Consider the following 14,822-nt stretch of genomic DNA (forward strand, 5'->3'; position numbering starts at 1 on the left):
TATTATGAGATTAAAAAATATCATCATTTTTCCATTAAAATATATCCATCCAGTATTGTGGGCTAAACTCTTAGGTGTAAAGGTTGGAAAGGACTGCAAATTTTATAAAGTTTCATTTAGTACTGAGCCTTATTTAATCACGATTGGAGATAACGTGGCAATTACAGAAGGAGTTCGAATCTTTACCCATGGAGGTAGCAGGATTGCTCGAAAAAAGCATCCTAAATTTGATGTTTTTGGAAAAGTTAAAATTGGTGATGGTGTGTATATAGGAGCTAATTCAATAATATTGCCAGGCGTCGTTATAGGTGACGGAGTTCTGATAGCTGCAGGATCTGTGGTTGTCAATTCAATACCAGAAAACTGTGTGGTAGGAGGTAATCCTGCTCGGTATTTATGTGACGTAGATGAATATATTAGACGAAATGAAAAATATGATCTTGGAACTAAAGGACTTAGTTTTAAACAAAAAAAATTGATATTGCTTAGCACTGATAACTCAAAATTAATCACAAAAACATATTTAGATATAAACAGATTATGAATATAGTAATCTTAGTTAAGAATCTCACTAGTGGAGGGGCAGAAAAGCAATCGGTGCTTTTAGCAAAAGCATTAGCAAATTACTATAAGATACACTATGTTATTTTGAATGCAAAATATCAAGAGCCAAAATATCTCTCCCTCATTAGAGAAACCGAAACTATAAAATTAATCGCGTTCAAAGGAAGTCTAGTGTCTCGCTTTTTTCAGTTTTGTAATTATTTGAAGGCAAATGAAATTAACTGTATTTTTAGTTATCTCACTGCGGCTAATTTTTACGCAATATTAGCCGCGCGCATAACGGGAGTAAAAAAAGTCTTCACTGGCATTCGGAATGCCTATCTCCCCCCATTAAAAATGTTTATAGATCGAATTTTGTGCAATAGGTTTGCTACTACTACCATTCTAAATTGTTACTCAGGAATGATTTATTTTGTTCAGAACGGTTTCAAAGAAAATAAGACTATAGTAATTTCTAATTGTTTTGAAAATATTATACCCTTTTCGCAGAAAGTAAATACGGGGAAAATCAAAATTATTAGTGTAGGACGCTTTGTTAAACAAAAGGATTATTTTACAGCACTAAAAGTAATTGATTTTATCAAGGATAGTTATCCGAACATTATTTATCAGATCGTGGGATTCGGAGAATTGGAAACGGAAATTCGAGAGAAAATACAAGAAATGGGACTAACACAATATGTCGAAATCTACATTAATCCGAATAACATACCAAATCTGTTAAATGAAGCCGATATCTATCTCTCTACGTCTCTCTTTGAAGGAACAAGTAATTCGCTTATGGAAGCGATAAATGCTAATTTACCTATTGTTGCTACGGACGTAGGAGATAATAATAGACTGATATTAGCAGAAGAGACGGGCTCTCTGACTGCGGTCGGGGATGTGGAGGCTTTATCGATTTCTTTGGGGAAATTGATATCTAATGAGCAAAGACGGAATACATTCGCAAGAAGAGGCAAGGAACATTTGTTGAGAAATTATTCCGTTGAACAATTTCAAGAAAATTATAAACAACTGATAGAGAAATAATGAAGATAGTTGTTATAGGAACGCGAGGAATACCCAGTATTTTAGGTGGAGTGGAAACGCATTGTGAAGAACTTTATCCTTATCTAGCCAAAAATTTTGGTCATGAAATTACCATGATATGTAGATCTTGTTATGTCATAGATAAAAAAATAACCAATTATAAAGGTATTCGTCTGAAATCGATTTACGCACCTCGAAATAAAGCTTTTGAAGCTATTGTCCATTCCGTTTTGGGCATACTCTATGCTGGATTTAAAAGACCCGATATTGTTCATATTCATGCAGTAGGTCCTAATTTAGTAGCGCCCTTGGCGAGACTATTTGGGCTTAAAGTTGTTATGACGCATCACGGACCCGACTATGAACGAAAAAAATGGGGAAAACTAGCCAAGTTTTTTCTTAAGGGAGGGGAATGGGCAGGTGTGAAATTCGCAAATAAGGTGATTGTAATTTCGAATGAAATAAAAAAGCAAATCGGAAAAAAATATGGTAGGAAAGATACTATTCTGATACCAAATGGTGTGTCAATAGAAGGACGACCAAAATATAATAAAGAAGTTTTGGATAAATATAATGTTCAGCAACAAAAATATATTTTCTCTTTAGGTAGATTCGTTCCTGAAAAGGGATTTGATTATTTGATTCGTTCTTATGAAAAAGCGGGTATATCAAAACATTTTAAGCTTGTGTTAGCGGGCGATGCCGATCATGAAACCGATTTTTCACAATCATTAAAAGAACAGGCTAGAATTTCTGGAGTTATATTGCCAGGTTTTATAAAAGGAGAAGATTTAGCGCAACTTTTTTCCAATTGTGCTCTTTTCATTCTTCCTTCTTTTTATGAAGGGTTACCCATTGCATTGCTAGAAGGGATGGCTTATGGGCTTCCTATTCTGGCGTCGGATATTCCCGCTAATACCCAGGTTGGTTTACCGGAGTCTTGCTATTTTCCCGCTGGGGATGAAGAACTCCTTTCGAAGCGACTTGTGGATGTGATGGAAGCACGATATGCTGCTTTTTATCAAGATTACAATATGGAAAACTACGACTGGAAAAAAATTGCGGAAAGTACAAATCTTGTTTATTCCGATCTGTGTCGAATAAATGCCTATAAAGCTTAGGATATTAGTGATCCAGATTACGTCACATGGAGAACATAGAAGCGAAAAGAAATCGATTCGAAAATACTAAACAATAGTAAGATGAAAATTAGTTTAATGAATATAGTACATGTTATTCTATCAGGAGGAGTAGGAAGCCGTTTATGGCCTTTATCACGCAAGAGCAACCCTAAACAATATTTAAATTTATTTAAAGAAGGCTCTCTCTTCGGTATGACAGTACTGCGAAACAAGGTACTCTGTGATCAAGTCATAGTGGTGGGCAATCGTGAGAATTACCAGCTTAGTCGGGAAGTGTTGGATAGTCAAGGCATAATCTACACCGATATCGTAGAGGCGACTCCACGGAATACGGCCGCTGCAATTGCTTTTGCCGCGTTAGCGGCTGCAGCTGATGATATTTTAGTCGTCACACCCTCTGATCATGTAATCGTAGGAGAAGAAGCTTATAAAAAGGCAATACAAGCAGGGATTGAAAAGGCAAGAGAAGGCTATATCGTGACGTTCGGTATTCAACCGACACGACCGGAAACGGGATATGGTTACATTGAATTTGAGAATGACCGCGTGCTTTCTTTCCGCGAAAAGCCGAATCAGGATACAGCAGAAGATTTTATCGAACGCGGGAACTTTCTATGGAACTCCGGCATGTTCTGTTTTCGTGCCGACACGCTGTTGCATGAACTGGAACAATTTGAACCAAAAGTCTATGCAACAGCATTTGCCGCGTGGCAACACCAAAAAGATGGACGACTCGATGAAAGTCTTTCTAAAAAAATTCCATCCATTAGCATTGATTATGCAGTAATGGAACGCTCGAAGAAGATTCGAGTCGTCGCTACACAATTCGAATGGTCTGATCTCGGTTCTTTTGAAGCGCTATATGACTATTTGCGATCGACCGGTTATTCAGTTGACGAGAATGGAAATATGGTTATCGGATCTGATATGTATACAGCTTTTGTTGGTTTGAAAGATACTATTGTGGTATGCACCGATGACGCACTACTATTCGTACAAAAGGAGAAGTCACAGGATGTAAAGAAAATCTATAATACCTTAGAAAAACATCAATCGAAGTTGATTGATTGAGTTAAAAACGGGGACCTGATGAATGGAGAACATCATCATTTATATAGGAGAAAAATGATCTTAATTATTGTTGGAAAACGGGACCTCGGCCCGCACTTAGTGCGAGGAGGGATTAAAAACAGACCATATTATCGGCTGAACAACATAGGCAATATAAAAGAAGAGATCAACTATGTTATTGAATATTTAATAAATGTTAATTAAGGAGTGATATGAGAGAACTAAATATCGAAACACTAAGAGGGATAGCAATAATTTTGATGGTTCTTGGGCATGTAGTTGGCGTAAATCCTAATACAGGTTTGAAGGTCGATAGTGACTCTTGGTATCACTATCTTTTTTATATCTTTAAATATATCAGAATGCCACTGTTTACAGTAATATCGGGTTATGTTTATGCGATAAAACCTATCAGTAAAACTTATAGTTCGTCGGTATTTATTATACGGAAAATAAACAGGCTACTTATTCCATATATTATAGCTGCAACCCTGTTTTTTATACTGCAAGTGTTGACTCCAGGGACAAATTCTAACTTGCATTGGAGCGATTTGCCTAATATATTTATAACTGGATATGCTCATTTTTGGTTTGTACAGGGAATATTTTTTGTATTTATTTTGATTCTGCTTTTGGAACGACTTAATTTGTTGTCTTCTTTTAGTACATGGAGTTTTGTTTTTGCTACGGTAACAATAATTTTCCTGTTTTTAAACCCAAAAACAGAGTTTTTATCGATAAACAGCTGGCCGTTTTTACTGTTATTTTTTTTATGGGGATTGGGTCTTAAAAGGTTTGAATCTTTTAAGGGTTGTCATAAGGTATTAAGTCTATTTATGACCATTGTATTTTGTCTTTCTTTTTTGTTTCAACAGTATATCTATTTCTCTCAAAATCAACATGTATTTGTCGAATTTAGAAAATTGGATCTATTATTGACTTTATTGGTGGGGTTATCCTCATCTTTCCTATTGGTGAATATGAGCTTTCAAAATTCTCGATTAATTAAAATCGGAAATTATTCATACGAAATATATCTCTATCATGTTTTTGCTACAGCTGGTTGCCGAATAATATTGCATAAAATTGGCGTCACTGACAATTTCCCAAATCTGATTTTGGGACTATTTTTTGGTGTTGCCGCCCCGATATTTATCAGATGGTTAGTAGATCATACGAAATGGGGAGGGGTCATCCTTTTCGGGGACAAAGTGAAAGTGTCGAAATCTGGAAACTGGATGTTTTAGAAAAAAAAAGGCATAGTTGGCGTCGAAAAAATTATTTCTGTGGATGTGGGTTTTGAAGATAAATGTATGTGCGCGTTGGAGTAATTCAGAATAGCATAAGTGATGGCGATATGGGGAAAATTAACACATGTAGATATGTATAATATAAATCAATTTTGCATAGGGTTTTTGCTCATTACCCAACTATTGCTGATAAGTGGGGCCACGAAGACCTTTGCACAAACGGATACCACTGGACAGTATATACAGATAAGTCTGTTGGCAGGCTATACTAGTAACCATGTTGTCCCCTTTTGGATACGGTCCAATCAATTCGGTTCTATTCCGCTTGACGGTGCCTCGGGAGGGTTGCTGGTGCGAGCTGCAAAAAACTATGCGATATCGGGTGAGTGGACAACATATAGGGATACAGCAAGCTCGGCTTGGGATTGGGGCTATGGACTAGAAGCACGAGCAAATATTGGGCATAAAGCACTAGTGCGATTAATTGATGCCCATGTCAAGGTGCGTTATGCAATGTTTGAGGCGAAGTTAGGTCGAACAAAAGACGTCATGGGTTTGAATGGCGATACTTTATTAAGTTCAGGGAATTTTGCGGTATCGGGAAATGCTTTGGGCGTACCGATGCTGGATATCCGCATACCGCAATATTACCGCCTACCTTGGTTTGATGGGCTATTCTCGTTTAAGGGCAATTTTGCTAACGGATTTATGGGGAAGATGCCTATTAATACAGATGTTTTTTTAATTCCTTCATCAAGTAATAGTTTGTCTACCTTACTCCATCAAAAATCGTTGTATGGACGTTTGGGAAAACCGCATTGGCGCGTGAATCTGTATGGGGGGATTAACCATCAGGTACAATGGGGAAGTGAAAAGAAAGTATACGGGGATAGGTACACCCTAAACAGCATGGAAACATTATGGTATGTTTTTTGGGGTAAGCCATACGGCGCACCCAGCATCCCCCGATCTAAATTGGGCAATCAGCAAGGATCAGTTGATCTCGGTGTTTCTTACGATTGGGATGATATACAACTCATGGCTTATCGACAGAATATTTACGACGTCGGCGCCATTTCCAAATTGGCAAATATTGTTGACGGGTTAAACGGTATTACATTAACTAACAAAGAATATAACACCACTGAAAAAAACTGGGATTGGCAAAAGTTGCTGTTCGAGTTTTTCTATTCGAAAGATCAAGCTGGATATCCTTGGTCAAAACCCACTGCCTCCGGAGACGAGGACTATTATAACAATTATTACTATACAGATGGTTGGTCGTATAAGAAACAAGGCGTCGGATCACCGTTGATTATACCGGCGCATACAGCGAAAAAAGGCCAAGCACATAATCCCTCAGATTACTTCATTAGCAATCGCGTAGTGGCGGGACATTTGGGACTGCGTGGACGCCTTTATCGATGGAATGTGCAAAGTAAACTGACGTTTGTTCGGCATTACGGAACCTTCGCAACCAGTGTCTATGGCAAATCTACAGGAGATCGATGGCATCCGCCGCATGACGAAACATTTTCCCCTGTCTCCCAATTCTCAGCGTTTATAGATGCCGAGCGAGAATTACGAAATAACTTTTTTCTTGGTCTACGCGTCGCTATAGATCAAGGTCAATTATTGGATAACAGTGTCGGTGGACAGGTATCGTTACGAAAGTTTTTCGGAAAGCCTTAAGCTAAATAACAGCATGAGAGCAGAAGTTCACTTAACAATCATAAAACTAGAATGAAACAGATAAAGAAAATCACCTGTATCGGAGCGGGCTACGTTGGTGGACCAACAATGGCCGTTATTGCCCAGAAGAACCCCAATGTGGAGGTTACGGTAGTTGACCTGAACCAAGCGCGTATCGCGGCCTGGAACGACGAAAATTTGGAAAACCTCCCTGTTTACGAACCGGGGCTGGATGCTGTGGTCGGTGAGGCGCGTGGCCGCAACCTGTTTTTCTCTACGGAGGTCGATAAAGCCATCAACGAAGCCGACATGATCTTTATCTCGGTGAATACGCCGACCAAGACCTATGGAAAAGGCAAAGGACAGGCGGCGGACCTGAAGTTTATCGAGCTCTGTGCGCGCCAGATCGCTGCGGTTGCCAAGGAAGATAAGATTGTTGTGGAAAAATCAACCCTTCCCGTGCGTACCGCCGAAGCATTGAAAAATATTCTGGAGAACACCGGTAATGGGGTGAACTTCCACATCCTTTCCAACCCCGAGTTTTTGGCGGAAGGAACAGCCGTTACGGATCTGCATAATCCCGATCGCGTGTTGATCGGTGGTGAAGATGAGGCTGCTATCGAAGCGCTGGTGCAGGTGTATGAGGCATGGGTTCCGCGGGAGCGTATCTTAACGACGAACCTGTGGTCGTCGGAACTGTCCAAACTGGTGGCGAATGCTTTCCTGGCACAGCGTGTATCCTCTATCAATGCTATTTCCGAACTGTGTGAGGTTACAGGTGCCAATGTCGATGAGGTTGCCCGGGCTATAGGTCAGGATTCCCGTATCGGTCCGAAATTCCTGAAAGCTTCTGTAGGTTTTGGTGGATCGTGTTTTCAAAAAGATATTTTAAACTTGGTTTATATTGCACGTTCCTATAACTTAACTTCAGTAGCCGACTACTGGGAACAGGTCATCTTGATGAACGACCACCAGAAGACGCGTTTCGCCGAGAAGATTATCCAGACGATGTACAATACGGTGAACGGAAAGCATATTGCATTTTTAGGCTGGGCATTCAAGAAAGACACGAACGATACGCGGGAGTCGGCTGCGATCTATGTTGCCGACCATCTGTTGGATGAAGAGGCACAAGTGGTGGTCTACGATCCGAAAGTGCCTGCAGAGCAGATCTACAAAGACCTGGATTATCTGGGCACCCGCTCACCGGAGAACAACCGCCGGCTGGTGAAAGTGGTGGATAATCCTTATGAAGCATTGGACGGCGCACATGCGGCGGCAGTCTTGACGGAGTGGGATGAGTTTAAAGGTTACGACTGGGCGAAAATCAAGGAAGGTATGAAAAGACCATCGTTTGTTTTTGATGGGCGTAAGCTGTTGGACAGAAAAGAACTGAACAGACTGGGATTTGCGTATTACGCTATCGGGGAATAAGCATATTCACATATAAACGAAAACGTATGAAATACAAAAAAGTACTAGTTACCGGCGCAGCCGGCTTTATCGGCTTCCATTTAAGCAAGACACTCGTTGATCAAGGCGTAGAAGTTGTGGGTTTGGATAATATCAACGATTACTACGACATCAACCTGAAATACGCGAGACTGGCGGAACTGGGTGTGAAGCAAGAGGAAGCGGAGAGTTGGAAGCAGGAAGCGAAATCTAGCAAATACCCGAATTTTCGGTTTGTCCGGTTGAACTTAGAAGACCGGGAAGCGTTGCCAGAGCTTTTTGAAAGAGAAAAATTCGATGCGGTAGTCAATTTGGCTGCACAGGCTGGTGTACGCTACAGTCTGGAAAATCCGATGGCCTATGTGGACAGCAACGTGGTGGGCTTTGTGAATATCCTGGAATGTTGCCGCCATCATCAGATAGGGCATCTGGTGTATGCTTCAAGTTCGTCGGTATACGGAGAGAATGGCAAAGTGCCTTTCTCGGAAGATGACCGTGTAGATTATCCTGTTAGCCTGTATGCTGCGACCAAGAAAGCGAACGAATTGATGGCACATACGTACAGCCATTTGTACAAGATTCCAACGTCTGGATTGCGTTTCTTTACGGTATACGGTCCCTGGGGGCGTCCGGATATGGCACCAATATTATTTGCTTCTGCTATTACCGAAGACCGTCCGATAAAAGTGTTCAATAACGGTGATATGAGCCGTGATTTTACGTATATCGATGATATTGTGCAGGGCATTATCATTACATTGAACAATCCTCCGGTTAAAGAAAAAGAGCAGCCGTTGTATCAAGTGTTCAATATCGGAAACGGCTCTCCGGTTTTGTTAATGGAATTCATCGAGACATTGGAGCAGAACCTGGGCAAGGTTGCCGAAAAGAATATGCTCCCTATGCAACCGGGAGATGTACCGCGCACATGGGCGGATACAAAACATCTGAACGCTTTAGGTTATCAGAGTGCAACACCGATTCAAGAAGGGGTAAAGAGATTTGTAAAATGGTTTAAGGGGTATTAAAAAATTACGAACAACAAAACAACAACAATTATGAAAGAAAAAACAGCAAAAAAAAGAGAGGACTACAATCCAGGACCTCGTGTCGGAATTACCTTTTCGACATTTGACCTATTGCATGCCGGGCATATTATGATGCTCGCCGAGGCAAAGCGGCAGTGCGACTACCTCATCTGTGGTTTGCAGATGGATCCTACCTTGGATCGCCCAGAGAAAAATGCGCCTACCCAAACCGTAGTGGAGCGTTATATCCAGCTGCGTGGCTGCCATTATGTAGATGAAATCGTACCTTACTCCACAGAGCAAGATCTGGAAGACATCCTCCGTTCCTTTAAACTGGACGTGCGCATTGTAGGAGATGAATATGCCGACAAAGATTTTACGGGACGTAAATATTGTGAAGAAAAAGGTATCGAGCTTTATTTCAACAGCCGGGATCATCGTTTTTCCAGCTCCGGACTTCGTAAGATTGTAGCCGAAAAAGAAGCTGAAAAAAACGGAAAGAAAACAGGGTGAACCAGATCGCCTCCTACAGCAAACACATCCTCCTATCACTATGCCTACTGCTTTGTGTCTTAACAGCTGTACATGCGGAGCTGCCTTACCGCCATGTACAAGTGCTTAAGGGCATAGACGATCACCATGTGATGTTCACCGTGGCTGAAAAGGATCCCTTTGGGTCGATATGGCTGGTGTCGGGTGGAGAACTGTATCGTTACGACGGTGTGCACGTTGTTCCTTTTGCTAAGCTGTACGAGGGAAAACTACCCTTCGATGAGGTGCAGACCATAGCAATCGATCCTTGGGGCCGTATCTGGTTGAATACCAGAAATGGCATATTGATTTTTGATTTACATACATGGCGTTTTTGTTTCAACGAACACTTTGCAGAGACGTTAACGGAGAAAAAAGCATTGGCGTTTTGCCAAACGGGAGAGGATTTTTTTGTGGCAACCGAGAGCGGGGAGGTCTGGCAGATTGACCGATATAGAAAGACATTATTATTCTCCTTTAACGTGGACAAGCGCAGGGGGCGGCATACGGTGGGCAACTTGTTTACAGCGGATGATGATCGTATTTGGCTGGCTGTTAGCCGTAATCTGTATGGTTATGACCGCCATCAAGGGAAGCATCAGGTGGCCCACATACCATCAAAAATCGAAGATTGTATAGAGGATTTGTTGCCGCTGAAAGGTGGCGTGCTTATTCGGAATTATAGGGATGGATATTATATTTATGATGGAGAAGGGTTCCGGCTGACTTCTATACGGAGCGAGCAAGAACATGATTTTACAAACTGGAATCATTGGGGCTTCGTAGACGGAGATCGGGTGATGATGTTTAATAGACAAGGCCAATATCTGGAACTGGCGAGAGATACAACACTCTCCGTCTTGAAAAAAGGTTACCACCGTCTGGCTGAACATGTGCTGTACAAACGACTGAATGCCTGGAGGCAATTTGGTGACGAATGGCTATTGGCTACTGACCAAGGCCTATACGCCGTATTTCCTTCGTCATTTTCTTTTGATTATGTCGAATATGGAACGGCAAGAGGCATGTTTCGGCAAAACAACTATTATTACTTTGGAGGCTATGGCTTTCTACATCGTATGCCCCTACAAGGAAGTGTGACGGAATACAGAAAGGCTCCCGAGAAAAATTATTATGCTGCGCATATGCAGCATAAGGATACCGCCTATGTAGCATTGGAAAGCGGCTTTCTGGGACGGATCATTGACGGCAAATTGGTAACTTTCCAGCCGGTAGTGTCCCAGCAGTACGCACATAAGTTCTCTGACTTGGCATACTGTCTCACGCCGTATAAAGAGACCACACTACTTGTCGGCACATCGAGCGGGATATGGCAATACGATGTAAAGACAAACCAAGCCATGCCATTACTAGATGCCACAGGTACTTTTTTCAGTAAAGGGAAACGAATCCTCTCCATCCGTTATCTGGACGGAAAACTAACGTATTCTACGGAAGATGGATATTATGTTTTCGACGGAAACGACAACAAAAAACGTTATCCCGAGGGGCAGCAACAGTTAATGATCTATGATCACCTTAAGGACCGAGGGTTCGAGTACCTTGCGACAAAAGGGCGTGGTGTTGTTGTGCTTACAGATTCTGGAAGTCGTACTATCAGTGTACAACAGGGACTGGGCAGCAACACCGTGTATCAGCTGTTTGCACTCGATGGGGCTTTATTTGCCGGAACTCATCGTGGTTTGTCTATTGTAACTGATAATCGTATTTTTAATTACCGGACAAATGACGGACTCCCGTTTGAAGAGTTTAACCACCAAGCGATCTTTTATGATACGTTGACCCACCGTTTGTTTATGGGCGGAATAGGTGGCTACGTCTTTTTCAATCCGAAGGATCTCCTAAAAGCCGCAACACAAAAAGATGCCATACCAGAACCCCGGATTGCCGCGCTACACGTTGGCTTACGAGGGAACAGGTATAAACACTATTATGCAGCAGATGCGCTGCGCGATACCATCGTCTTGTCCGAAGATGCATTGACGTTTAATATGGATTTTGCCCGCCCAGACTTTTATAGGCACGGCTACGACGTACTCTATAAAATTGACCCGTTAATGGATGGGTTTCAGCAGATGGCCTCATCCGGGCAGATTACATTGGTCGGATTACGTCCGGGAGAATATAAGGTACACGTCCGGATATTGCCGAATAATGGAGGCGTAGAAAAAACCTGGACATGGCTGTTAGTCAAACAACCGGCATTTGTCGAAACGCAGGGTTTTTATGCTTTGGTACTGCTGAGTATCGCAGGTCTCGTCACCTATATCATCCTCCAACGTGCGAAAAGAGTAAAAGATGAAAAAACATTGCGCAAACAGATTTCCCGTGATCTCCATGACGAAGTGGGTGGTCTCTTGACCGGTATATCGATGCAAGCTGACCTCCTGTCTATGGAAAAAGCTCGAGACAAACAATCGGGTGCGGCATCGATAGGACAGTATAGTCGCGAGGCTGTGCAAATGATGGATGATATCATTTGGGCTATAGATTCGCGAAATAATGGCCAGGATAGCCTTCAGGAACGTATGGAATATCTCGCCTTTCAGATGCTGGAGCCAAAAGGGATCCGTGTGCTTTTTGATTGTGGAACCAAAACGGATCGGAAGATCCCACAAATCGTCAGGCAGAATACATACTTATTGTTTAAGGAGATATTGCATAATATTGTCAAGCATGCCCAGGCAGAATGGGTGTCCGTCAGTCTACTCCTCGATAAGCGAAGCATGACCATGGAGGTGCGCAACAATGGAGCGAAAGATACTGCCCATGAAAATAAGCTTAGAAAGGGGCAGGGAATGCGCAATATGGAAACCAGGGCGAGGCAAATGAATGGAACAATCTCTGTTACGCAGGATGACGGTGTGTATACGGTGCAGCTGAAGGTAAATCTACGCAATATAAAATGGACTATATGACGGATTTTATCGAGAAATTCTGGGTCCGGCAAGGGGCGTTTAACAGCTGGGGAATGTTCTTTGCCATACTTGGGCTATCGCTGTCGATCGTTGCCATCCTAGGGCTTTTCTATTTTACGATCCGCCGTAGAAACCGGTGCGTTCTGCTGATAACCGTGCTAGGATTAGCGTCTTTCTGGCATGCTTTCATCTATGCGCTCATTTTCACGGGCTTTATTCGGGCGGTACCGGAATGGTATAACAAAGGAATTCCCTTATACTACCTCATAGCACCTTGCGCGTATTTCTTTGTTCTGTTCTCCCTCTTTCCGCGGCTTAAATGGCCTCGATATGCGTGGCTACATCTGCTACCGTTTGTCTTTGGACTAATTGATATGATCCCCTATGCCATGGCTTCCATAGAAGAGAAAAGGGCATTGCTGGAGCGGGTGGTATATGACATGCAGATGGGGGTACGGCATGAATATGGTTATATCGATCAAAAGTGGCACTATATCGCTAAGTTCTCCATGGCATTTATCTACCTTATAGCACAGTGGCGGCTCATCTATCTGCACGATATGGAATTGTCGTCTATTCCAGTTGCTAGCCGACGCAATGTAGTGTCTTTTAGTATTGTCTATAGCGGACAGCTATTGCTGCAAGGGGGAATGGTGCTGAGTCTATTATTTAATTCGACGCAGAGCAGCTTTACGATGCAGGATATAGATCAACTGACCGCGATTAGCTTCTTTTATCTGGTGCTCAGCTGTTGGCTCTTGCTACAACTATTTCGAAATTTCACTGTTAAAAATGGAAATCTATCAAAATACAAATAACGTTGATAAAAAATATCGCTTGGCCATTGTGGAAGACCGCGAGCCGGTGCTGGAGACGTTGAAAGTTTTTTTCAGGTCCAGTCCTCTTTTCGATTTACGTATCTCGGCTCGCTCGTTCGAAGAATTTACAGAGGCTTGGAAGAACGAAACGCTGGATATCGTACTCAGCGACATTGGTCTGCCCGGTAAATCAGGCATCGAGACGACCTGGTATATCAAAAGACGGATGCCGGAAGTGCAAGTGGTGATGTTTACGGTGTTCGAAAACAAGGATGCTGTTTTTCAGGCGCTCCGCGCGGGAGCGTCGGGATATTTATTGAAGAGTACACCGCTACCGCAGATGGAGGAACACCTGCTGGAAGTGCTCTCCGGCGGATCGGTCATGAGTCCGCAGGTAGCTCGGCTTGTTTTTGACCACTTCAATCCGGTAGTGGGCAAAAGTAAGTATGAGAAAACTGCGCAATTGACACCGCGTGAAATAGAGATTATGGCCATGTTACAGCAGGGAACACCCTACAAAGAAGTTGCATCGCAGTTGTTTGTCAGTGTGGACACGGTAAAATATCATATTCGGAACATTTACCAAAAACTGCAGGTGACGAGTCGGGCAGAATTAATCTTAAAATATAAATAAACACGCCTACTTAGTCGAAGTGTTTTTGGAGTATGTGGCGGTGTAGCCTACAGGAGAGCGCTCGTAAGAAAGTTCAACGACCATGCTTTTGGATTTATCTCTAAAAGAATATACATTATTACTTGTACTGGTAAGTTCGTAGCGCTCAGCATAAAATACATAGCTATCTTCCATCTTGGCGTCATTCCACAGCAAATCGACAGCCGTAAACAGATTATTTTCGAAATGGTATATCGCACCAAATGTATACGCGGAAGTTTCGGTATAAAATACGGTCGCAGGCGTTTCATTCGCTAACTGTCTTGTTTCAACGTTCTTTACATCGTGTTTTCTTTTTCCAAAAACCATATAGGGCTCGATAACACCTACAACCATCGGCTCCACCACAACTTTTGCAGTAACAGTCTGCCACTTTACCTTTGCTGTGACGGTCGTTTCACCGATATGGCGGGCTTCAAATTTACCGTCACTTCCAATAGTCCCAACAAATTCATCACTGGAAGTCCATTCCACACTAGGGGCATTTTTGATGGAGAAAATAAATTCACCGTCATAATGGAGCTTAACTTCCGTTTCATTAATAGTTAGCGGAAGGTCGTCACTTTTGCCACACCCCATCAACGTCAAAATAGCCAGGCATATCAATAATTGATTTTTCATAATATTAAT

13 protein-coding genes are annotated in these 14,822 nt (G+C 42.2%); 12 read left to right on the forward strand and 1 reads right to left on the reverse strand.

The window, feature by feature from the left end; translation table 11 throughout:
* The first annotated feature begins 4 nt into the window (after positions 1–4).
* The 12 genes from FXV77_RS06600 to FXV77_RS06655 all read left to right on the forward strand — a co-directional run bounded on the left by FXV77_RS06600 (position 5) and on the right by FXV77_RS06655 (position 14,153).
* On the forward strand, positions 5–544 hold the full coding sequence (locus FXV77_RS06600; RefSeq protein ID WP_148918431.1) for an acyltransferase: 540 nt from the start codon (positions 5–7) through the stop codon (positions 542–544).
* The gene (locus FXV77_RS06605) at positions 541–1,596 is read left to right on the forward strand and encodes a glycosyltransferase (RefSeq protein ID WP_148918432.1); all 1,056 of its coding nucleotides are present in this window, start codon (positions 541–543) and stop codon (positions 1,594–1,596) included. Before FXV77_RS06600 ends, FXV77_RS06605 begins: the two co-directional genes overlap by 4 nt.
* Positions 1,596–2,717 carry a glycosyltransferase family 4 protein gene (locus tag FXV77_RS06610; protein ID WP_148918433.1) on the forward strand — a complete coding sequence of 374 codons (1,122 nt, stop codon included), beginning with the start codon at positions 1,596–1,598 and terminating at the stop codon, positions 2,715–2,717. Before FXV77_RS06605 ends, FXV77_RS06610 begins: the two co-directional genes overlap by 1 nt.
* 96 nt (positions 2,718–2,813) lie before the next feature.
* On the forward strand, positions 2,814–3,809 hold the full coding sequence (locus FXV77_RS06615; protein ID WP_246162318.1) for a mannose-1-phosphate guanylyltransferase: 996 nt from the start codon (positions 2,814–2,816) through the stop codon (positions 3,807–3,809).
* A gap of 212 nt (positions 3,810–4,021) precedes the next feature.
* Positions 4,022–5,056 carry an acyltransferase family protein gene (locus FXV77_RS06620; protein ID WP_148918435.1) on the forward strand — a complete coding sequence of 345 codons (1,035 nt, stop codon included), beginning with the start codon at positions 4,022–4,024 and terminating at the stop codon, positions 5,054–5,056.
* Positions 5,057–5,191: 135 nt separating this feature from the next.
* Entirely contained in the window at positions 5,192–6,751 is a 1,560-nt protein-coding gene (locus FXV77_RS06625) for a capsule assembly Wzi family protein (RefSeq protein ID WP_187444035.1), read from the forward strand.
* Between the two features lie 51 nt (positions 6,752–6,802).
* Complete coding sequence (locus FXV77_RS06630; RefSeq protein ID WP_148918437.1) at positions 6,803–8,185, forward strand: nucleotide sugar dehydrogenase; 1,383 nt, start codon at positions 6,803–6,805, stop codon at positions 8,183–8,185.
* 26 nt (positions 8,186–8,211) lie between these two features.
* On the forward strand, positions 8,212–9,231 hold the full coding sequence (locus FXV77_RS06635) for an NAD-dependent epimerase (RefSeq protein WP_148918438.1): 1,020 nt from the start codon (positions 8,212–8,214) through the stop codon (positions 9,229–9,231).
* A gap of 30 nt (positions 9,232–9,261) precedes the next feature.
* Positions 9,262–9,744, forward strand: coding sequence for an adenylyltransferase/cytidyltransferase family protein (locus FXV77_RS06640; protein WP_148918439.1), 483 nt, complete (start codon positions 9,262–9,264; stop codon positions 9,742–9,744).
* Positions 9,741–12,701, forward strand: a complete 2,961-nt coding sequence (locus FXV77_RS06645; RefSeq protein ID WP_148918440.1) for a sensor histidine kinase — start codon at positions 9,741–9,743, stop codon at positions 12,699–12,701. Before FXV77_RS06640 ends, FXV77_RS06645 begins: the two co-directional genes overlap by 4 nt.
* Positions 12,698–13,519: a hypothetical protein gene (locus FXV77_RS06650; protein ID WP_148918441.1), complete on the forward strand. Its 822-nt coding sequence runs from the start codon at positions 12,698–12,700 to the stop codon at positions 13,517–13,519. Before FXV77_RS06645 ends, FXV77_RS06650 begins: the two co-directional genes overlap by 4 nt.
* The gene (locus FXV77_RS06655; protein ID WP_148918442.1) at positions 13,494–14,153 is read left to right on the forward strand and encodes a response regulator; all 660 of its coding nucleotides are present in this window, start codon (positions 13,494–13,496) and stop codon (positions 14,151–14,153) included. Before FXV77_RS06650 ends, FXV77_RS06655 begins: the two co-directional genes overlap by 26 nt.
* Positions 14,154–14,159: 6 nt before the next feature.
* Here FXV77_RS06655 and FXV77_RS06660 read toward each other — a convergent pair whose 3' ends face one another.
* The gene (locus tag FXV77_RS06660; protein ID WP_148918443.1) at positions 14,160–14,813 is read right to left on the reverse strand and encodes a hypothetical protein; all 654 of its coding nucleotides are present in this window, start codon (positions 14,811–14,813) and stop codon (positions 14,160–14,162) included.
* Between the last annotated feature and the right edge of the window lie 9 nt (positions 14,814–14,822).

The sequence above is a fragment of the Sphingobacterium phlebotomi genome (assembly GCF_008180195.1).
Lineage (GTDB): Bacteria > Bacteroidota > Bacteroidia > Sphingobacteriales > Sphingobacteriaceae > Sphingobacterium > Sphingobacterium phlebotomi.